Consider the following 21739-nt stretch of genomic DNA (forward strand, 5'->3'; position numbering starts at 1 on the left):
ATGATTGATAAGTCTGAAATGAATGAGTTGAGAGAACGCGTAGAAGATCTTCTCGATAACCAGATAAGAGATTGGGAGTTGGTTCGCACGAATACCTATGCTTTGGCAAGCCTTAAGACCCGGTATCTTTATATAAAGGATTTCCCTGTTATATTACAGTTCAATCCGGAGCGTATCCGTTCCTCTGCTGCTAAAACAGACACTGCTTCTTTGCAAGCACGACCGTGTTTTTTCTGTCACCGGCCGGAAGAACAATATGGTATTGATTACAATGATGCTTTCGATATACTGGTTAATCCTTATCCAATCTCCAGCGGACATCTGACGATACCATTGAAGTGGCATGAAGATCAGCAAATTCTTCCTTATTATGAGGATATGCTGTGGTTGGCACACGATCTTCAGGATTATGCCGTCTTTTACAATGGTCCGAAATGTGGAGCCTCTGCACCGGATCATATGCATTTCCAGGCAATGGAACGGGGAAATTTGCCGATTGAAATGAACTATAAAAAGGCTTCCAAGGGTGTAGTATGGGAGGGGCGTAATACGGTTCTTTATGTACTTTACGATTTTATGGCGTCTGCATTTCTGCTGATCTCCAGTGATTTGCGCGAAGCCGACTATGCTTTTAAACAATTATACGCACAACTGGAAATAAAAGAAGGAGATTCTGAACCGATGATGAATGTGGTTACTTGGAAGGATGAGGATAACTGGATATCCTGTATATTCCCTCGTAAGGAATTGCGTCCGTCCTGTTTTTATGCAGAAGGGGATGCCAATATCCTGATCAGTCCGGCAACGGTTGAGATGGCCGGTCTTTTTATCACTCCTTTAGAGAAGGATTTTGATAAGGTGACGTCTGAAGATCTTGAAACTATTTTGCGGGAAGTAAGCATTTCGGAAGAAGAGAAGAATGAAATAGTACGTAAAATGATACAATCTAGCTCGCGAAAATGAAACTATTAACCGGAAAATCCACAATAGCGTCTCCATGGAGCTGGATACCTACGCTTTATTTTGCAGAGGCCCTCCCTTATGTGGCAGTGATGACGATCTCTGTCATCATGTATAAACGTTTGGGGATCAGTAATACAGATATAGCCCTCTATACCAGTTGGCTTTATCTTCCCTGGGTGATCAAACCCTTCTGGAGTCCTTTCGTCGATTTACTGAAGACGAAGCGCTGGTGGGTGGTTACCATGCAGTTTCTGATAGGTGCAGGACTGGCGGGTATTGCTTTTACTATTCCGATGGATTATTCTTTTCAGCTGACTTTGGCTATATTCTGGTTGGTGGCGTTTAGTTCTGCGACGCATGATATTGCGGCTGACGGTTTCTATATGTTAGCGCTGGATTCGCATGACCAGGCTTTTTATGTCGGGATACGAAGTACATTTTACCGTATCGCAACTATTGCCGGACAAGGTCTGTTGGTGATGCTGGCTGGTGCTTTGGAAGAAAGTACCGGAAAGATACCGCTGGCCTGGTCGGTTACATTTTTGATCCTGGCAGGTTTGTTTATCGGGCTATGCCTGTATCATAAATATATATTGCCGACACCCGAATCGGACAGACCGGCTGTCGCTGTGACGGCTTCTACCCTGTTTAAAGAATTCTTTGCTACATTTGTTTCGTTTTTTAAGAAGAAACAGGCCTTGATTGCGATCCTGTTTATGCTGTTATACCGTTTCCCGGAAGCACAGCTGGTAAAACTGGTCACTCCTTTCCTGATTGATCCGCGTGATGTTGGAGGACTCGGATTATCAACGGCAGAGATCGGTTTTGTTTATGGTACGATCGGGATTATCGGACTGACCTTAGGCGGGATCATCGGTGGAATTGTTGCGGCACAAGGCGGACTGAAGAAATGGCTTTGGCCGATGGCGCTGGCAATTACTTTGCCGGATCTGGTCTTTATTTACCTGAGCAGTGCCCTGCCGGAGAATCTGCTTATCATAAATGTATGTGTCTTTATTGAGCAGTTTGGGTATGGATTCGGCTTTACGGCTTATATGCTGTTCCTTATTTATTTCTCAGAGGGTGAACATAAGACGGCTCATTATGCCATCTGTACGGCATTTATGGCTTTAGGTATGATGCTGCCGGGAATGATTGCCGGATGGTTGCAGGAGCAGTTGGGATATGAGCACTTTTTCTGGTGGGTGATGGGATGCTGCCTGATCACTTTGGCAGTGACGGCTTTCCTGAAGATAGATCCTGCATTTGGCAAAAAAGACAGACGTATTGATTGATTTTATAATAAAGTGAAATATGATATTGATAGCTGATAGTGGGTCCACGAAGACTGATTGGTGTGTAGTGGAGAATGGTGAATTTATCCTCCGTTTCAAAACACGGGGCATGAATCCTTTTTTTCAGACAGAAGAGGAAATCGGGAAGGAGATAGAAGCCGGCCTGTTACCTTCTCTAAAAGATTTCGAACCTTCAGCTATTTATTTTTACGGAGCAGGATGTGCTTTCCCGGAGAAGAATAATATGATCAGGCGGGCCGTCAACCGGTATCTGTCTGTTCCGGTTGAGGTAGGGAGCGACTTGCTTGCGGCTGCCCGTGCCCTGTGCGGAGATCAGCCGGGGATTGCCTGCATTATGGGAACCGGTTCCAACTCTTGTTATTATGATGGCAGGGAGATTGTAAAGAATGTCTCTCCTCTGGGATTTATCCTGGGCGATGAGGGGAGTGGTGCGGTATTGGGAAAATTATTGATTGGTGATGTCTTGAAAGACCAGTTGTCTCCGGCCCTGAAAGATCAGTTTCTGACACAATATGAGTTGACCCCGGCCCTGATTATGGACAAGGTTTACCGGCAGCCTTTCCCTAACCGTTTTCTGGCAGGATTTTCTCCTTTTATACGGGAGCATCTGGATGAACCGGCTATCTGGGAGTTGGTTACCCGTAGTTTTCTGGCTTTTTTTACCCGGAATGTGAAACAGTACGATTATTTTGAACTGCCTGTCCACCTGGTAGGTTCGGTAGCCTGGTATTATCAGGATATATTGAAGGAGATCGCGTTTGATTTGGGAATCCGTTTGGGGACGATCGCCCGAAGTCCGATGGAAGGACTGATTGCATATCATGGTCAATCAACGTTTTGATATCTGATAGATCGTATTTATCTTTGTTGTGTTTGTAATCTTATATTTAATAAATTCTCAAGATGAAAAAAGTGTTATTCTCATTCTGCTTCCTTCTGGTATTGCTGGTAGGAAGTTCGTTAAGGCTGGAGGCTCAGCCGGCTCAGAAATTGGTCAATGTGGTGGTATCTCCGGATCGGACAGACTGGAAATATAAACAAAAGGAGGAAGTTACTTTTACCGTTCAGGTCTTTAGGAATGAAAATCTCCTGAAAGACGTGGTGGTTGATTATGAAGTGGGACCGGAGTATTTCCCCGTAAAGAAGGAAGCGGATGTACTTTTGAAAAATGGTAAAACAACATTAAAAGGCTCTATGAATGAACCTGGTTTTTTGCGTTGTAAGGTCATAGCAAAAGTAGATGGTCGCAATTATGAAGGAATGGCCACGGTTGCCGTAGACGAAGAAAGAATCCGGCCGACAACCGCTGATCCGAAAGATTTCGACAGTTTCTGGAAGCAGGCGATTGAAGATGTCCGTAAAACGTCTCTGGACCCTAAAATGGTGTTGATGCCGGAAAGATGTACGTCTACGCAAAACGTTTATCATGTCAGTTTTCAGAATGAGCGTCCGGGTTCCCGTATGTATGGTATTCTGGTTGTCCCCAAAAAGGAAGGGGTATATCCGGCTATACTCCAGGTTCCGGGTGCCGGTATCCGTCCGTATAACGGCATGAATTTAGGGGATGATGTTATCACATTAGAGATCGGAATTCATGGGATTCCGGTAAATATGCCACAAGAAGTATATAACAATCTGGCATCCGGTGCTTTGAACGGCTATCCCGGGATCAATAAGAATGATCGTGACACCCATTATTACAAACGGGTGTATCTCGGTTGTGTGAGAGCGGTGGATTTTATTTTCTCTTTACCTGAATTTGACGGTTCGACTGTCGGTGTAACCGGTGGTAGTCAGGGAGGAGCGCTTTCTATCGTTACGGCAGGATTGGATCCGCGTATTAAGTTTCTGGCAGCATTCTATCCGGCCTTATGTGATTATGCCGGTTATTTACACCAGCGTGCCGGTGGCTGGCCTCATTATTACCGGAATGCAAAACCTGGTCCGAATGAGGTGGAGACATTAGCTTATTTTGATGTGGTTAATTTTGCCCGTCGTGTAAATGCACCGGGGTGGTATAGCTGGGGATATAATGATGTGACTTGTCCTCCAACTTCCATGTATTCCGCTTATAATGTCATTCCGGGAGCAAAAGAACTGCATCTTTATCTGGAAACCGGTCACTGGACTTATCCGGAACAAAATATGGCACGGTTCCAATGGTTGAAAGAAATGTATAAGTAAGAAGAGGTTCGCAGACATAAATTTTGTTAGTTTTGTATCTGTTTAGCAACATACATAATACATATTAATATGTCGTTTACTAAGATAACAGAGCAAGACTCATTATATAATAATCTGGAAAGCAAGTCGGTCCGCGAATTACTGGACGATATAAATACGGAAGACCAGAAAGTTGCGTCAGCAGTCCGGAAAACGATACCTAAGGTTGAAGAACTTGTATTACAGATCGTCCCCCGGATGAAACAAGGGGGACGTATCTTTTATCTGGGTGCCGGCACAAGTGGACGTCTGGGCGTACTCGATGCTTCGGAGATCCCCCCTACTTTCGGAATGCCGCCAACCCTGGTGATCGGACTGATTGCGGGTGGAGACAAAGCGCTTCGTAATCCGGTAGAAAATGCGGAAGATGATCTGAATCGCGGTTGGGAGGAATTGCAGGAGCACCATATCACAACAAAAGATACAGTAATCGGCATTGCCGCATCCGGGACGACTCCCTATGTAATAGGAGCCTTGCGCAAGGCACGTGAGCAAGGAATCCTGACAGCTTCCATTTCCAGTAATCCGGATTCTCCGATGGCAGCGGAGGCAGATGTAGCCATTGAAATGATCGTAGGTCCGGAGTTTGTTACCGGTAGTTCGCGAATGAAATCCGGAACAGGGCAAAAGATGATCCTGAACATGATCTCTACTTCGGTAATGATTCAACTGGGACGTGTAAAAGGCAACCGGATGGTAAATATGCAACTTACCAACCAGAAACTGATCGACCGTGGGACACGGATGTTGATGAACGAACTAAACCTTGGCTACATTGAGTCTTACCATCTGCTGCTTATGCATGGATCCGTAAAGGAAGCGATAGATGCTTATCGTGCAGGGAAATTGTGATATGATAGTATGAGGGTGTGAAACAAAAGCAAGAGAAAATGGATTTATCGATACTTTTCTTATCTTTGTCTTAGAGATGTGAGATAAAGATGGAAGGTTTGACTGTATTTTTTTTTCATTATTATGTGTTTATAGTTCGTATTAATAGAAATATCATATGGTCCGAAACTCGCAAGACCTCAAAAATGAAACTACACTTTGGGAACTTTTCCGTAATGGAGAGGAGAGTGCCTTTTCTGCGCTCTTTGAATTGACATCGGATAAATTATACAGATATGGGACAAAGTTTGTCAGCGATGAAGAGTCAGTGAAGGACTGCATTCAGGAGTTATTCATTAAACTGTATGAGAACCGACAACAACTTCCGGCTTTATCCAATCCTCTGTTTTACTTGTTCAGTTCATTGAAAAATTTATTGATAGACATGATCCGTCATAACCAGCGGATGGTCTATATTTCGCCGGAAGAATTACCTTTCCATGTACAATTTGCATTTGGACAGGAGGAGGATGAAGAACCGGATGAAAGTATAAAAGCCCGGTTTGAAGAAGTCCTCAGTCTTTTGTCTGATCGTCAGAAAGAAGCGATTTATTTGCGTTTTCAGGCGGAAATGTCGTATGATGAAATATCCCAGTTGCTGGGAATTAATAATCAGTCAGCCCGTAACATTGTTCACCGTGCAATGGAAAAAATTAGAAGTTGTCTGAATATGGATACTCTTATCATCTTGTTTTTGAGCTCGTTAAATTGATTGCTTAATTTATTTCTGATTTTTTCTCTTTTGAGTGAGTACAAAACGCGCCTCATTTTCGTTTCCCTAATGAATACATAACAGACTATAATAGGATGAACAACTCGGAAGAAAATAAAAAAAGTTCGGAAGAAGATCTTCGGTTATTGAAACGGAAGATCAGAGTGGTTGATGAAGGACTTTCTTCAGAAGCTAAAGCTGAATTGTGGACAAAAATAGAATCTGCTATCCGTCGTCCGAAACGTATGTCTGTCTCTTTCTCTATGTTCCTGCGTTATGTTGCTGTTGTAGCAATATTGTGTATTGCTACCTATTATATATATACCGGTTTATCTCCCCGGGAAGAGATCGATTATAACAGCATTCTTTCCAATACTCAATTACCGGATGATGCCTCGAATAATGTGATGGTGATTTTAGGCGATAAAGATAAAATAGAGTTTGAAGACAAAGATGTACAAGTATCCCATGATGAGGATGGGAATATGCGTGTGAATCAGAAGCAGATAGATTTGCCGGAACCATCGAGGCGTGAATACAACCAACTGATCGTTCCGCATGGAAAAACAACCCGTGTGACATTGAGCGATGGTTCCGCTATTTGGGCAAATTCCGGAACGAAACTGGTTTATCCGGCAGTATTTGCGTCCGACAGACGGGAGATATATGTGGAAGGTGAAATTTATCTGGAGGTAGCACGTAATGAAAAGCATCCGTTTGTGGTAAAAACGGATATGATGGAAGTGAATGTTCTGGGAACATCATTTAATGTATCTGCCTATAAAAATGACAAACAACAGTTCGTCGCTTTGGCGACAGGTTCTGTTGCGGTTAAAGTGGCTAATAAAAAGAATACGACAACCATTAAGCCTAATCAACTCTATACTTTGGAGAAGAGTACTTTTGCGACTCGGATAGAGGATGCGGATATATATGAATATATCTGTTGGAAAGACGGTTTCCTTATTTTTCATAATGAATCGTTGGCTGATGTCCTGAAGAAAATAGAAAGATATTATAATGTAGTCCTGACTTTTGATCCTGCGGAAATCAGTAAAGTGACGGTAAGCGGAAAACTGGATTTAAAGTCGGATATCAGGGAAACTTTCCGGATTATATCTATCACGGCGCCGATAGAATATGATAAAGAAGGTGATGTAATAAAGATTAGTGTTAAACAATAAAAAACGGAATACCATGGGATAGAAAAGACATAAAAAAGAAAACCGGAAAGTACTGGTCCTACTTTCCGGTTAAGTTCAAATTAAAAAAGCTTTACTAAAAACATTTTTTAATCTAAAAACATATACAAAGGTATGAAATTAATCACAAATCCCCGGAATTCTTGTAAAGAATTTCGGAAAGTACTTCATATTATGAGAATTACTTTGTTACTCCTGCTGTTTGTAACATATGGTTGGGCGAACGAAGCAACGTATGCCCAGGTTACGGAAATCCATCTGTCTTCAGGAAATAAAACCCTGCAAGAAGTATTCAGCGAAATTGAAGGAAAAACCGAATTTATTTTCTTTTATAATGACAATGCGATTGACTTGTCTAAAAAAGTCCATGTGGAAAAGTCTCACGGTTCTATAAATGAGATTCTGGATAACCTGCTGGAAGGATCCGGGGCTGATTATAAAATTGTAGATCGTCAAGTCATTTTTTATAAGAAGAAACAGGATCCTGAAGTCCGGCTGCCTCAGGCTGTTGTGGAAAAAAAGCAGATAACAGGACTTGTATTGGATGAACATAAATTGCCGGTTATCGGTGCTAATGTGGTGGAAAAAGGTACGACAAATGGGACTGTTACCGATCTGGATGGAAAATTTACTTTGGCAGTACAGGACAATGCTGTTTTGCTGGTCTCTTATATCGGTTATATTACGCAGGAAATCCCGGTAAAAGGCAACCGCCAGCTTAATATTACGCTACAGGAAGATTCTAAAAGTCTGGATGAAGTCGTGGTTGTCGGATATGGCACGCAGAAAAAAGTGAATTTAACCGGCTCTGTCGATGTAATCACGGAAGAGGTATTGGCAAACCGTTCGGCTCCAACCATGTCCCAGTTGATCCAGGGAGCTTCTCCTAACCTGAATATCAGTATGAATAGTCTGGGTGGTGAACCAGGTGCTGCACGGACATGGAATATCCGTGGTACCGGTTCATTGGCAGGTAACCAGTCTCCGTTGGTTCTGGTCGATGGAGTGGAAACTAATATTGACACTGTGGATCCGGAGTCTATTGAAAGTATATCTGTTCTGAAAGATGCTTCGGCTTCAGCGATATATGGTTCGCGTGCGCCTTTCGGGGTTATATTGGTAACGACTAAGAGAGGGAAAAAGAATCAGGAAATGCATATACAGTATAATAATAACCTGTCTTTTGCTTCTCCGTTGAATATTCCGCATTTTGTGGATGCTTTGACTTGGGTTACGGCATATAACCAGATACAGGCAAACTCCGGATTGGCTCCGATCTATCCGGATGCGCAGGTGCAGCGTGTGAAAGATTATATGGCCGGGACGTATAAGCCGGAATATAATCTGGAGAGTCCGCCTGCAAGTATCTGGAGAGGTAGATGGGAAGGTAATGCGAATTATGACTGGCCTTCGATGTATTATAAGAAATCGGCTTTTTCGCAAAAGCACAATATCAATATAGAAGGCGGAGGGGAGAAAACGCAATATTATGTTTCTGCCGGATATCTGGATCAGGGTGGTCTATATAAATGGGGGATGATAAATACCAGCGTTATAATGTGATGGCCAATATATCTTCGGAAATCAAGAAATGGCTGCGTTTTGATTTCAGTTCCAAATATTCCCGTTCAGAGATAGATCGTCCGTTAGGTATTGTAGGACAGTCTCAGGGGTATATTTTACGTTCTTTCCTGTCTTTCGGACCACTAATGCCTATGTATAATGAAGATGGTACGATCAGTAACCCGTTGGTCCGTGCTTTGCAGAGTAACGGACGTGAACGTAAGGAAAATCATGATCTGGGATTGACGCTTCGTGGTGAGATCGAACCGATAGCAGGATGGAAGACCAGTATTTCATATAACTATAATTATGGTGGCAGTTCCAATATACAGAACCCCAAGCCGGTTCAGGTTCAGAACCCGAATGGTTCGATCGGAAATATCGGTGCTCCGGAAAGTGGTTCTGTGGAACAACTGGCTTATTCCTATTATACGCTTGCCAACGGGATCACTTCGTATGAGAAGACATGGAAAGACCATTATTTCAAAGTATTATTCGGATATGAAAGGGAAACGAGTTATTTCCGTGGTTTGTACGGTTCAAAGATGCAATTGATCACGGAAGAAGTACCTTCGATCAATACGGCATTAGGTAATGTGACCTTGTCGGATGAAATCACGCATTGGGCGACAGAAGGTTATTTCGGACGTGTTAATTATAATTATAAAGAGAAATATCTGTTTGAATTCAGTGCACGTTATAATGGCTCTTCCCGTTTTGCAAAGAATTCGAGATGGGGCTTTTTCCCTTCCGTTTCAGTCGGATATAATATTTCGAAAGAAGATTTCTGGAATCCGGTGGAACCTTATATGAATTCTTTGAAGTTACGTGCTTCATACGGTTCATTGGGCAACCAGAATGTCGCTAACTATCTGTATCTTTCCACAGTTCCTGTTAATAGGGATTTACCGCATATAATCGGAAACTCGTTGCCTATATATGCAACAGTTCCCGGTATTGTTCCAAATGACTTGACCTGGGAGACTGTGACTACATTGAACATTGGTGCAGATATGGGTTTCCTCAATAATCGTCTTGGAGTTGTTTTTGATTGGTATAACAGGGTGACCAGCGATATGTTCGGACCGGCTGAAAGTGTTCCTGCCGTATTGGGAACAAGTATTCCTTACAGTAATAATGCCAAGTTGTCTACCAAAGGTTTTGAACTGACAGTAAGTTGGCGTGACCATATCACTTCGGACTTGTCTTATAATGTCGCTTTCAGCTTGGGAGACAGCCGTTCTACGATCCTTAAATACAAAAATGACAGCGGACGTATCGATGACTGGTATGAAGGTAAAAAAGTAGGAGAGATATGGGGATTTGTAACAGACGGTATCATACAATCGGAAGGTGAACCGATGCCCGACCAGTCCAAATATTACAATACCTGGGGGCCTGGTGATATGAAATATAAAGACCTGGACGGTAATAATATTCTGGATGACGGTGCAAGGACATTGAATGATCATGGCGACCTGAAAGTGATCGGTAACCATACCCCCCGTTTCAATTATGGTATTACGGCCGGTTTGACATGGAAAGATTTTGATTTCAATATGTTTTGGCAAGGCATCGGTAAACGGGATTATCTGGCAAATGTAAGCTTGAACCGGTTTTACGGAGTTGTGATAGGCGGAACGCCCGGATCAGAATCTGCATTGTTCAGTAACAGTCCGGCTTTGGACTATTGGCGTCCGGCTGATGAGCAAAGTGCATTGGGACCTAATACCGATGCTTATTTTCCGAAGCCTTATTTTACATATGAGTTGGAGAAAAATCGTTTGCCTCAGTCAAGATATGTGCTTAATGCCAGTTATTTACGTCTGAAGAATCTTCAATTAGGTTATACGGTTCCGAAACATATTTCCAGAAAATTGTTCTTGCAGCGAATACGTATCTATGTATCCGGAGAAAATCTGCTGACAATAACAAAGTTACCCGATTCTCTGGAGCCGGAGACAACGGTTGCATCCGATCCGACTTTGGGAGGAGGAAATAAAGAAAATGCAGGTGCCATCTATCCGATATCGAGAAACTATTCATTCGGAATTAATCTAACCTTTTAAATCTACAGAGTTATGAAACAGAATAAATTGACAATTATATTTTTCTCTTTGCTGGTTGCTTTGGCTTTTACGGCATGTAATGATGATTTGTTGGAGAAACATCCTTTGGACGAGGTCTCTTCTGCCGATTTTTTCAAGCAACCGTCTGATATGGAGATTTATGTGAACCAGTTTTATACGAATGCATTATTGCCTGTGTATTATGGACCGGTACTGGGAACCAAATATCGGGGTGGAGGTGATGATTTCAATAGTGATAATATGATCATCGGCAGCCTGATAGATCCCCGTTTGATGGGAAGTCGTACGGTCGGTTATGAAGGGCGTGTCCGTTGGGATTTTTCGGAAGTAAGATCTGTAAATTACTTTTTTGATAATTACCATAAATGTGAAAGCGATTTCAATAGCTACAAACAGTATGTGGGAGAGGCTTATTTCTTCCGTGCGTTGATTTATTTCCAGTTGTTACAGACATTCGGGGATGTGCCGGTAATAACAAAGACGTTGAATACGGATTCCCCGGAATTGTATGAACCCCGTACACCTCGCAATCAGGTTGCCGACCGTATTATTCAGGATCTTGATTCTGCGGCTTTCCTGATGTCTGACCTGAAAACCGATGGTGTGTCACGCATCAATAAATGGATGGCGTTGGCAGTTCAATCCAGAGTAGCCCTGTATGAAGGAACCTGGGAGAAATATCATGCGAATGACGACTTCAAGGCACAGGAATCCAATCCGGAGAAATATCTGAGAAAAGCGGTTGAAGCAGCTACCCTGGTTATGAATTCAGGATTATTTGAAATCTATTCGACAGGGAACCCGGAGAAGGATTATAATGATTTGTTCGCTCAACGGGATTATTCGTCCAATCCGGAGGTTCTGTTGTGGAAAAAGTTCTCGACGGCTTTAAATATCAATAACAATAAGAACTATCAGTTGGAATATCCTAATGATAAATCGATAACGAAAGATCTGGCGGATGCTTATCTGTGTAAAGATGGGAAACCGATCAAAGTAAGTCCTTTGTATCAAGGAGATAATACATTGATGGATGAAATGCAGGATCGTGACCCCCGGTTTAAACAGACTATATTTACGCCGGAGGCTCCCTGGATGATTGACGAGACAAGTACGACTTACTGGAAAGACGTATATGACCAGGTCAATACGAATACGAAGTTTAATGCACCTTCCGGTCATGTATTGCGTAAAGGATATGATCCGAGAATGGAATATCATAGTTTGAATTATGAAGAAACTCCTTCTGTTGTATATCGTTATGCGGAAGTGTTACTGAACTATGCGGAAGCCAAAGCAGAACTTGGTGAACTTACACAGAATGACATTGATATATCCGTTAAAAAACTCCGTGACCGGGTAGGGATGCCTAATTTAATTATATCGGAAATTGTATCTGACCCGGAATGGGACTTTCCTTCCCTTTCTCCTGTTATCAATGAAATCAGGAGAGAACGGCGTGTGGAACTGGCTTCCGAAGGTTTCCGGTGGGATGATATAGCCCGTTGGGCTGCCGCGGAGGAGCTGATTGTTGGTAAAAGACCAAAAGGTGCTAAGGCTAATCAGTTCACGGATTTTTATCCGGTTGATGAAAAGGGATATCTCGATCCGTTCAAAGGGTCGCTTCCTGACGGATACAGGTTTGATCTGAAGAGAGATTATCTGAATCCGATCCCAGAATCTCAGATCGTATTAAATCCGAATTTGAAGCAGAATCCGGGCTGGCAGACTAACTGAGGCTTATAATAAATCTATTAGGGTGATACGCTGATATATTGGGGAAGCTATGTCGCCGGTCCCGTTGTGAGGGGACCGGAACATAGTTTATCCGGAATCACTATGGCCGGAAAATAATAAAGATTATCTAATTTAGAAAATAGAATGAGACCATGAAAACTAATCGAAGAGATTTTTTGAAAGGTATGGCTGCGGTTCCCTTTTTGGGTTATTTTGCAGTTGGAGCAAAAGGTAATATTACAACAGAACTGGAAAGGATACAGAACGATTATCTCTCTACCTTGAAAATAGACCATCTGTCTGCTCCGGAAGATAAGTTAAGACCTCCTACGGGAAATAACAGTAATGTTGTTCGGTTTGGTGTGATCGGTAATGGTTGGCGTGGTGATCAACTGTTGAATTCTCTGGGTTTTGTCTCTTCGAAGTATGTGGAAGAAAATACGATTAATGGTAAGTATACCAAAAGGCTTCAGGATCTGTTGGATGAGGAGGACTTGTACGTCGATTTTGCCGGAGTTTGTGATACTTTCGATGCTCATGCGAAAAGAGGATATGAGATATCATTGAATAAAGTACGGCGGGGAGGTGATAAAAGAGAACATAGGCCGGCTAAAGTATTTCCTACTTACCGGGAGATGATAGCCAGTGATGAAATAGATGCTGTAATTATTGCTACTCCTGACCATACGCATGCCCGGATTGCTATAGATGCTGCAAAAGCGGGAAAGCATGTCTATCTGGAAAAACCGATGACACACACCATTGAGGAGGCTTTGGAGTTAAGGGAAGTGATTAAATCGACAGGTGTTATTTTCCAGTTAGGACACGAAAATCGTCAGCAAATGAGTTTCAAGATAGCTAATGAACTGTATAGAAAAGGTGCATTAGGAGTCGTTTCATTGGTGCAGACATATACCAACAAGAATGATCTGAATGGTGCCTGGATACGGACAAGGGAATTTGACCATTTGGGTAATCCGGATACAATTAATTGGGAAGAATTTCTGGGTAAAGCTCCCTGGGTTGAGTTTGACCCGAAGCGATATTTTAACTGGCAGCGATATAGTGATTACGGGACCGGAGTTACCGGAAATGATTTTACCCATAAATATGATTGTGTTAATCAGGTGTTGGAACTGGGGATACCGGATACTGTCGTAGCTTTAGGCGGACAATATTATTATAAAGGACACGGAGATATGCCGGATTTGTTCAGTGCAATCTTTACCTATCCGGAAAGGGGACTCACCATGACATATGACAGTACGCTGAAAAGTGGAATTTATCGTCAGTCCCATATTTTGGGCTCGGAGGTGACAATGGATATAGATAATGCGATTATGATGTATAAGGATACTTACTCGGAGCGATACAAAGAACATGCGATAAGCTCAGACGATCCCATGTATTATTACGAACCGTGTGCTGATGTGGACGCAATATCTTCGGCCACGGCCAAGACTTACCTGAAAAGTGGTTATGGTCCGACCTATATCGACGGGAAAGTCATTGACGCCACTTTCCTGCATCTGAAAGAATGGATCGATGCTATTCGAGGATTCGGAACTACCAGTTGTGGGATCGATGTCGGGTTCGAAGAGGCGGTCACTTTTAATCTGGCAAATCTGGCTTATGAACACCGGCGACCTGTTCATTGGGATAAAGTGAATGAGAAAGTCATAATCGAATAAACTTATTATCAATCGATATATCATGGAAAAAGAAATAAAATATTCAACAGGCCAGTTATGGGCTCTTACGTTGTTACGTGTATTGATCGGCTGGCATTTTTTGTATGAAGGATTGATCAAATTTTATACTCCGGGCTGGACTGCCAAAGCCTATTTACAAAATACGACAGGTCCGTTTGCTCCCTTGTTTAAAAGCATGACTGAGTCGGAAACCGTACTGCGTTGTGTGGATTTGATGAATGAATGGGGGCTGATTCTGCTGGGGTTGGGATTGTTTCTGGGAATATGTTCCAGATATTGTAAGATATTCGGGATCGTACTACTGTTATTCTATTATCTGGCTTATCCCCCGTTTGCAAGCTTGGGAGTAAATGTTCATGTAGAGGGAAGTTATTGGGTCGTAAATAAGAATCTGATCGAAATGGCTGCTTTGTTTCTGCTTTGCTGGTTCCCTTCCAGCCATATCACAGGACTTGATTATTTTGTCCGGCGGTTCAGATTCAAACAGGAGGCAAGGAGGTTGTAATAATTCTAAATTCAAACAAGAATGAAGAGCAAGGTACATCGATATATAAGGACCGGAATAAAGGGGATGATAGGAATATTTTCCGTTTTCCCTTTTACGGATGCGTATGGACAATGGGGGTATACGATCGGACAAAAAGAAATACCGTCGGTAATAATCTATTCGGATACCTCCCGGGTGAAAGTTTACCCGGGACATCCCAGGTTATATTTTCGTGATACGGATTTACCGGTTATCCGTGAACGTGTTCGTGGTGAGTTCAGGCAGGAGTGGAGTGAATTATTGTCTTATCTTAAAGAACAGACCTTACAATTCTCTCCGGAGGTGTTGGGTAGGGGAAGGTATCTCAAACATTGGGATATCGGGCGTAATATGGCGTTTGTAGCTGTGGTGACGGAAGATGAAAACTATATCCGATGGGTAAAAGAATGGGTACAGGTGATGGTGGACGACGGTCCTGTCGGAAATGACGATGAATACCGCGGACGATTAATGTCGCTGGCTGTAGCCTATGATTGGTTGTACCATTTTCTGACTGTCCGGGAGAAACTGGCTATTGAAAAGGCAATACTGGATCATTTGGACACGAACTGGCATTTCTCGGCTTATGCGGATTATGTTGGCGGACATTCACGCTGGGGTAATTTTTCTTTGCTGACCGGATTGCTGGCTTTGGTTACGGATAAACCGGAGCTGAGAGAAAAATTACTGGAGATACGTGAACACTGGGTTCAGGGGTATTTTCCTGTACAAGGATGGATCACTGAGAAAGGTGGCTATCATATGGGATGGAATTACAGTGCTCCTTATTTATCGGGACGAACGCACAGTGTCATGTCAAGTGCTACGAATGAATGTATGTATTTCCCCTGGCAGGCAGAAATACCTCTTTTCTGGATATACGGACAGCAGGGAGATGGTTTGTTCGCGAATACGGGGGACGCTTACTCGGTTGACACCGACTTGCAGGATGAACAGGAGCTATTGTATATTTCTGCCGGAATCTATAAAAATCCCTATGCAGCTTGGCTGGCCAAACCGACAAAAGATCCGTTCGCCCGAATCTTGTATGCTGATAAGAGCGTTAGGCCGGTTGCACCGGATGATAAAACAATACCGTTACCTTTGAGTCGGGATTTTGGAAATGCCGGAGTTGTTATAGCACGGGATCGTTGGGATGAAGAGACAACTTTGCTTCAGTTCCGTTCTGTCCCTTTCTATTCGGCGAATCATCATCACCGGGATGAAAATACGTTCACGATCCACTATAAGTCACCCCTGGCAATTGATTCCGGAATGTATGATGAAGGTTGTGAAAACGGCGGATACGGAAGTACGCATTGGTGTAATTATTTTACCCGTACAATTGCCCATAACGGGATTATTGTATTTGATCCGGAACAGGAATATAAGGTATATGGCCGTTCGGTATCCAATGACGGGGGACAACCTTACCGGGAAGAGGAACCGACAAAGCTGACTGATATCCTGCCCGGCGGCCATGCTCATTTGGATGGAATCACGTTGTGTCGGGAGACAGATGAATATACTTATGCTGTTGGAGATGCAACTAAAGCCTATGACCGGGAAAGGGTCAGCCTTGCACAGCGGGAGATTATTTACCTGCGGAGAAATACAACATTCCGTCCTGTAATAGTCGTTTTCGATCGCGTAGAAAGTACCAGGAAGGATTTTGAAAAACGTTTCTTGCTTCATACGGTTCATGAACCGGAAGTAGTTGAGAATCGAATGGTAGCAGAGAACGGAGGAGGGCGATTGACAAGTTTTACCCTTTATCCTGAAAATGCCCGGTTGGAACTGATAGGTGGAGAAGGTAAAGAGGCCTGGGTGAATGGCATCAATTACCCTTTAAATAAGAATTGCTGGCCGAAACCCCAGATACAAACTGGTGCCTGGCGGTTGGAAGTTTCACCGGCTGTCAAGCAGATGAAAGATTATTTCCTGCATGTGTTGTTTGTCGATGATGCCGGTTCTCCGGAAATAACACCCGATGAGGCACTATTGATTAAAGAAAATGGCAGACTGGGGGCGTCCGTTGCCGGTTGGAAAATTCTGTTTTCCTTAGACGGTACACCTGCAGTGATTGAGGAACATAAATAACCTGAAAGAAGATGAAACATTCTGTTTACCTGATTTTTATAACTGTTTTTACAGTCGTGTTGGCAGCCCGGGCAAAGAATCCGGTGAAAATAGTCACTATCGGAGGTGGAGGGGTTGCGGTTTCCGTAAATAATCAGATGAGTTATCAGCAAATGGTCGATCAGATGATCGATTACTGGCAAAGGCAGTTGTCAAAAGTGTTATTACATAAGCCGGATCTGATATTATTAACGGAAGCATGCGATCGTCCTTCCGGATTAACTACGGCAGAGCAGTTTGAATATTATAAAGTAAGGAAAGATCAGGTAAAGGATTACCTGGCTTCGGTAGCAAAAGATAATCACTGTTATATTGCTTTTGGAACCAAAAGGGAAGAAAACGGAAGCTGGTGGAATTCATGTATACTGCTTGACCGACGTGGAAAAGTAGCCGGTATATATAATAAGAATTTTCCTACTATCCAGGAAATGAATGAGATCATGCCTTCTGATGAAGCAGAACTCCTGCTATGTGATTTCGGGACTGTTGCTTGTGCTGTTTGTTTCGATCTTAATTTTGATGAGTTGAGGGAACGGTATGCTCAGCAAAAACCGGACATAATTTTGTTTCCATCAATGTATCACGGAGGTTTGGAACAAAGCAAATGGGCTTATTCCTGTCAGGCTTATTTTGTTTGTGCCTATGGTTTTCTGAATGCTCCGTCGGAGATACGTAACCCATTGGGAGAGATGGTCGCCTCAAGTACGAACTATTATAATTATGCTGTGGCTACAGTCAACCTTGACCGTAAATTGGTACATCTCGATAATAACTGGGAGAAATTGACCGCTTTGAAAAGAAAGTACGGTGATCTTGTTTCTATCTCTGATCCCGGACGTATAGGGGCAGTGATGATCACCAGTGAACATGATTCGATTTCAGCAGACCGGATGATAGATGAATTTGATATTCAGTTATTGGACGATTATTTCAATCAATCCCGTGCTGTTCGTGAACAAAAATTGATTAAAGCTCCGGCGAAAGACGCAATAGATGAATATCGTAAACATAATAAATAAAATTTATAGGATCTGCTACCATAAGATGTAAAAATATCTCTATATTTGCGCTATGCATTGTTCCGAGCCTGTATCCGCGGGTAAGGATTAAAAGGGAACCGGGTGTGAATCCCGGACAGTCCCGCTGCTGTGAGCTTCATAACGTATCAGGCATACTTTTGCCACTGTTCTGTAAGGGGAATGGGAAGGCGCTTGATCCGGAAGTAAGTCAGAAGACCTGCAAGGCATATTATTTCGACGGCTTCGAGGAAAGGCCGGATGAGAAAAACAAGACATCTGATGTCTTTCTATTCTTGTTCCATTCCCAGTTTGCTGTCCTTTTAGGATCTGTTTTTAATTATTTTGCCATAATAATTAGGAAAAGAAGCATGGTTCGGTTGACGGGATGAGCTCCGTCGGTGGTCCATGCTTTTCTTTTTCAAAGACTGAACAGTTAAGACGGAATACTTGTTTATTATTGGAAAAGTATGTTTATTTGCAGATAGTATTTATAAAAAACAGGCAATATGAAAAAGGTTACAGGTTTAGTTTTGATTATTTTGATGGCATTTATTGCTGTTCCCGCTAAATCCCAATTGAAGTTTGGGGTAAAAGGCGGTTTGAATATATCGTCCGTTCATTTGAATTCAGATATTCTGAAAGCGGATAATGTGACTGGTTTCCAGATCGGTCCGATGATCGAGACAACGATTCCTCTGATTGGAGTAGGGTTGGATGCGGCTATCCTCTATTCACAGAAAGGGATGGATGTGAAATCGGAGACAGGAACTTCCACGAATGTGAAAACAGATTATATCGATGTCCCGGTGAATTTGAAATGGAAATTCGGATTGCCTATCATTAAAGGATATCTGGCTGCCGGTCCGTATATCGGTTTCCGTGTAGGTGGCGATAAATTCTGGGAGATTCCCGGAAGTGTAGTAGGACAGGTGAAAGCGAAAAACTTTAGTGCCGGTCTTAATTTTGGTGCAGGTGTGGAACTGATCAGCCATTTGCAGGTCGGTATAAACTATGGCCTGGGACTGACTGATAATTACAGTGCGGAAAAATATGATCTGAATGCCAAGAACCGCGGATGGTCGGTGACAGCCGCTATCTTGTTCTGATAACAGACAGAAGATATGAGGGGCCGGGCTTTAACAGTCCGGCCTTTTTTGTTACTTTTGGCCTCGGAAATGAAATATGCAGATGTCATACTACCCCTGCCGTTGGAGAATAGCTATACATATAGTATTCCGACGGATCTGGAGGCAGCCGTAACTCCCGGTTGCCGAGTCATTGTTCATTTCGGCAAGAAACGTTACTACACTGCCATTGTGATGGAAGTACATGAACGCAAGCCGAATACGGACTTTGAGACAAAAGAGATTTACGCCCTGCTGGATGCCAGCCCTGTGTTGCGGAGGCCGCAACTTCGTTTTTGGAAATGGATCGCCTCTTATTATATGTGTAAACTGGGAGATGTCTATAAAGCGGCTTTACCTTCCGGGCTGAAACTGGAAAGCGAGACGGCTGTCACCTATAATGCCGATTTTGAGGCGGACGGTCCTTTGCGTCCTAATGAGCAGGCTGTGCTGGATGCTTTTAAAGGAGTGCTCAAGTTAACAGTTTCGGAGTTGGAAAAGAAAACAGGCCTGCGCAATGTCGTTCCCGTAGTTGCTTCCCTGATGGCCCGTGGGGCAGTGGAGGTCAGCGAAGAGATGAAACGCGGGTTTGTTCCGAAGATGCAGACATTTATCCGTCTGTCTCAGGAATATGCAACCGAAGAACGTTTGCAGGAAGCCTTTGCTGATTTTAAGCGGGCCAAGAAGCAGGAACTTTTGCTGGTTTGCTTCCTTGATCTGAGCCACGCATTAAATCCGGCATTAACCGTGGAAGTATCCAAAAAAGAATTACTGGAACGCAGTGGTTGTTCATCAACGATATTGGACGGGTTGCTGAAACGGGGAGTCCTTGAAAGCTATGAAAAAGAAGTGGGGCGTTTGCAGGTTCCGGTATGCCGTTTGCAACCTCTCAGTTCGCTTAGTCCGGCACAGGAGAAAGCGTATAGCGAGATACATGATACCTTTACTTCTAAAGATGTTTGCCTGCTTCACGGAGTTACTTCCAGCGGTAAGACGGAAATTTATGTACGGCTGATAGACGAGGTTCTGAAGCTGGGACGCCAGGTTCTATATATGCTTCCTGAAATAGCTATTACGACGCAGATCACCGAACGGCTGGCTAAACTGTTCGGTAATAAGCTCTTGGTATATCATTCGAAATTCTCGGATAACGAGCGTGTGGAAGTATGGAACAAACTCCTGCATGGGAACGAACCGATGGTAGTGCTGGGTGTACGTTCTTCTCTCTTCCTGCCATTCAAGGACCTGGGACTGATCATTGTGGATGAGGAACATGAAAATACGTATAAGCAGCAAGATCCGGCCCCTCGTTACCATGCCCGCAATGCTGCAATCGTGCTGGCGGGAATGCATGGGGCAAAGACGCTGCTGGGATCTGCTACCCCTTCGATCGATTCTTATTTCAATGCAACGACTGGTAAGTATGGACTGGTAGAGTTGGTTACCCGTTACGGTGACTGCCTGATGCCGGAGATTATAACTGCCGATATAAAGGAACTGAAGCGGAAAAAGATCATGAAGGATACACTTTTCTCCCCGTTATTGGTCGAGAAAGTAAATGCGTCCCTGGCACGCGGTGAACAGGCTATCTTGTTCCAGAACAGGCGTGGGTTTGCCCCGCTGATCGAATGTAAGAGTTGTGGCTGGGTGCCTCATTGTGTGAACTGTGATGTCAGCCTGACCTATCATAAATATCATAACCAATTGGTTTGCCATTATTGCGGATATACCATCCAGTTACCGCCTCATTGTCCGGAATGCCAGAGTACGGAGTTGAAGATGATGGGTTTTGGGACAGAGAAGGTGGAGGAGGAAATAGCTTCCCTGTTCCCTTCGGCGAAGGTCGAGCGGTTGGATTTCGATACGGCACGTACCCGTACGGCTTACGAACGCATCATTTCCGACTTCGAGAAAGGAAAGACGCAAATCCTTATCGGAACGCAGATGCTGTCGAAAGGGTTGGATTTCGGAAATGTCAGTGTTGTTGGAATCCTGAATGCCGATAACCTGATGAACTATCCCGATTTCCGGGCTCACGAGCGTGCTTTCCAACTGATGGTGCAGGTAAGCGGACGAGCAGGGAGAAGGGATAAACGTGGTACGGTTGTTTTGCAAACTTCCCAGCCGGAACATCCTCTGATACGGATGGTGCAACATTTTGCTTATAAGGAAATGGTTCGTTTGCAGTTGAGCGAGCGTAGCATGTTCCGGTATCCTCCTTATTACCGGTTGATCGTGTTGGTGCTCCGGAGCCGCAATGAGTCGGTTTTGCAGGAACTGTCGGTGATCTATGCCGAGAAACTGCATGCCCGTCTCGGAGAACGGGTACTGGGACCTGTCACCCCTCCGGTAACACGTGTGCAGACTTTGCATATCAAGAAGATTGTGTTGAAAATAGAGATAGCCGCCGCCATCGCCCCTGTCAGGGAAATACTGGAGGCTGTTCATTCAGAGATGCAACGCTATTTGCCATTCAGGCAATTGCTGGTGCATTATGATGTGGACCCGGCTTGATAATTGAA

Annotated in this window: 16 protein-coding genes and 1 riboswitch; all 16 genes read left to right on the top strand. The window is 43.5% G+C overall.

What is annotated here, in order from left to right:
• Nucleotides 1-963: a DUF4922 domain-containing protein gene (locus tag K6V26_RS28165; RefSeq protein WP_224264379.1), complete on the top strand. Its 963-nt coding sequence runs from the start codon at nt 1-3 to the stop codon at nt 961-963.
• On the top strand, nt 960-2258 hold the full coding sequence (locus K6V26_RS28170; protein ID WP_007654276.1) for an MFS transporter: 1299 nt from the start codon (nt 960-962) through the stop codon (nt 2256-2258). The genes K6V26_RS28165 and K6V26_RS28170 overlap by 4 nt, the downstream gene beginning before the upstream one ends.
• A gap of 19 nt (nt 2259-2277) precedes the next feature.
• The gene (locus K6V26_RS28175) at nt 2278-3120 is read left to right on the top strand and encodes a hypothetical protein (RefSeq protein WP_010800519.1); all 843 of its coding nucleotides are present in this window, start codon (nt 2278-2280) and stop codon (nt 3118-3120) included.
• Nucleotides 3121-3182: 62 nt separating this feature from the next.
• Nucleotides 3183-4463 (top strand): acetylxylan esterase, encoded by a 1281-nt coding sequence (locus tag K6V26_RS28180; protein WP_224264380.1) that lies wholly within the window; start codon nt 3183-3185, stop codon nt 4461-4463.
• 69 nt (nt 4464-4532) lie between these two features.
• Nucleotides 4533-5354 (top strand): N-acetylmuramic acid 6-phosphate etherase, encoded by an 822-nt coding sequence (gene murQ / locus K6V26_RS28185; protein WP_010800518.1) that lies wholly within the window; start codon nt 4533-4535, stop codon nt 5352-5354.
• 157 nt (nt 5355-5511) lie between these two features.
• Nucleotides 5512-6105, top strand: a complete 594-nt coding sequence (locus K6V26_RS28190) for an RNA polymerase sigma factor (RefSeq protein ID WP_007654267.1) — start codon at nt 5512-5514, stop codon at nt 6103-6105.
• Nucleotides 6106-6200: 95 nt separating this feature from the next.
• Complete coding sequence (locus tag K6V26_RS28195) at nt 6201-7289, top strand: FecR family protein (protein WP_007654261.1); 1089 nt, start codon at nt 6201-6203, stop codon at nt 7287-7289.
• Between the two features lie 192 nt (nt 7290-7481).
• Nucleotides 7482-8870 (top strand): SusC/RagA family TonB-linked outer membrane protein, encoded by a 1389-nt coding sequence (locus K6V26_RS28620; protein WP_262905157.1) that lies wholly within the window; start codon nt 7482-7484, stop codon nt 8868-8870.
• On the top strand, nt 8837-10939 hold the full coding sequence (locus K6V26_RS28625; RefSeq protein WP_262905158.1) for a SusC/RagA family TonB-linked outer membrane protein: 2103 nt from the start codon (nt 8837-8839) through the stop codon (nt 10937-10939). The genes K6V26_RS28620 and K6V26_RS28625 overlap by 34 nt, the downstream gene beginning before the upstream one ends.
• 12 nt (nt 10940-10951) lie before the next feature.
• Entirely contained in the window at nt 10952-12697 is a 1746-nt protein-coding gene (locus K6V26_RS28205; protein ID WP_224264381.1) for a RagB/SusD family nutrient uptake outer membrane protein, read from the top strand.
• Nucleotides 12698-12849: 152 nt separating this feature from the next.
• Nucleotides 12850-14388: a Gfo/Idh/MocA family protein gene (locus K6V26_RS28210; RefSeq protein WP_224264382.1), complete on the top strand. Its 1539-nt coding sequence runs from the start codon at nt 12850-12852 to the stop codon at nt 14386-14388.
• A 22-nt stretch (nt 14389-14410) separates the two neighbouring features.
• Nucleotides 14411-14914 carry a DoxX family membrane protein gene (locus K6V26_RS28215; RefSeq protein ID WP_046147904.1) on the top strand — a complete coding sequence of 168 codons (504 nt, stop codon included), beginning with the start codon at nt 14411-14413 and terminating at the stop codon, nt 14912-14914.
• A gap of 66 nt (nt 14915-14980) precedes the next feature.
• Nucleotides 14981-17035 carry a heparinase II/III domain-containing protein gene (locus K6V26_RS28220; RefSeq protein WP_224264383.1) on the top strand — a complete coding sequence of 685 codons (2055 nt, stop codon included), beginning with the start codon at nt 14981-14983 and terminating at the stop codon, nt 17033-17035.
• 11 nt (nt 17036-17046) lie between these two features.
• Nucleotides 17047-18093 carry a carbon-nitrogen hydrolase family protein gene (locus K6V26_RS28225; RefSeq protein WP_046147906.1) on the top strand — a complete coding sequence of 349 codons (1047 nt, stop codon included), beginning with the start codon at nt 17047-17049 and terminating at the stop codon, nt 18091-18093.
• A 40-nt stretch (nt 18094-18133) separates the two neighbouring features.
• Nucleotides 18134-18332: riboswitch (cobalamin riboswitch) on the top strand.
• A gap of 267 nt (nt 18333-18599) precedes the next feature.
• Entirely contained in the window at nt 18600-19199 is a 600-nt protein-coding gene (locus K6V26_RS28230) for a porin family protein (RefSeq protein ID WP_007654242.1), read from the top strand.
• A 69-nt stretch (nt 19200-19268) separates the two neighbouring features.
• Complete coding sequence (gene priA, locus K6V26_RS28235; RefSeq protein WP_044245839.1) at nt 19269-21731, top strand: replication restart helicase PriA; 2463 nt, start codon at nt 19269-19271, stop codon at nt 21729-21731.
• The last annotated feature ends 8 nt before the right edge of the window (nt 21732-21739 follow it).

The organism is Parabacteroides goldsteinii, assembly GCF_020091425.1.
Classification (GTDB): Bacteria; Bacteroidota; Bacteroidia; order Bacteroidales; family Tannerellaceae; genus Parabacteroides; species Parabacteroides goldsteinii.

Excerpts from the sequence above, each read along its gene's own strand:
- K6V26_RS28190 (WP_007654267.1), top strand. The coding sequence starts at position 5,512 with ATGGTCCGAAACTCGCAAGACCTCAAAAATGAAACTACACTTTGGGAA.
- K6V26_RS28175 (WP_010800519.1), top strand. The coding sequence starts at position 2,278 with ATGATATTGATAGCTGATAGTGGGTCCACGAAGACTGATTGGTGTGTA.
- K6V26_RS28215 (WP_046147904.1), top strand. The coding sequence starts at position 14,411 with ATGGAAAAAGAAATAAAATATTCAACAGGCCAGTTATGGGCTCTTACG.
- priA (WP_044245839.1), top strand. The coding sequence starts at position 19,269 with ATGAAATATGCAGATGTCATACTACCCCTGCCGTTGGAGAATAGCTAT.
- K6V26_RS28210 (WP_224264382.1), top strand. The coding sequence starts at position 12,850 with ATGAAAACTAATCGAAGAGATTTTTTGAAAGGTATGGCTGCGGTTCCC.
- K6V26_RS28230 (WP_007654242.1), top strand. The coding sequence starts at position 18,600 with ATGAAAAAGGTTACAGGTTTAGTTTTGATTATTTTGATGGCATTTATT.
- K6V26_RS28205 (WP_224264381.1), top strand. The coding sequence starts at position 10,952 with ATGAAACAGAATAAATTGACAATTATATTTTTCTCTTTGCTGGTTGCT.
- K6V26_RS28165 (WP_224264379.1), top strand. The coding sequence starts at position 1 with ATGATTGATAAGTCTGAAATGAATGAGTTGAGAGAACGCGTAGAAGAT.
- K6V26_RS28620 (WP_262905157.1), top strand. The coding sequence starts at position 7,482 with ATGAGAATTACTTTGTTACTCCTGCTGTTTGTAACATATGGTTGGGCG.
- murQ (WP_010800518.1), top strand. The coding sequence starts at position 4,533 with ATGTCGTTTACTAAGATAACAGAGCAAGACTCATTATATAATAATCTG.
- K6V26_RS28170 (WP_007654276.1), top strand. The coding sequence starts at position 960 with ATGAAACTATTAACCGGAAAATCCACAATAGCGTCTCCATGGAGCTGG.
- K6V26_RS28225 (WP_046147906.1), top strand. The coding sequence starts at position 17,047 with ATGAAACATTCTGTTTACCTGATTTTTATAACTGTTTTTACAGTCGTG.
- K6V26_RS28625 (WP_262905158.1), top strand. The coding sequence starts at position 8,837 with ATGGGGGATGATAAATACCAGCGTTATAATGTGATGGCCAATATATCT.
- K6V26_RS28220 (WP_224264383.1), top strand. The coding sequence starts at position 14,981 with ATGATAGGAATATTTTCCGTTTTCCCTTTTACGGATGCGTATGGACAA.
- K6V26_RS28195 (WP_007654261.1), top strand. The coding sequence starts at position 6,201 with ATGAACAACTCGGAAGAAAATAAAAAAAGTTCGGAAGAAGATCTTCGG.
- K6V26_RS28180 (WP_224264380.1), top strand. The coding sequence starts at position 3,183 with ATGAAAAAAGTGTTATTCTCATTCTGCTTCCTTCTGGTATTGCTGGTA.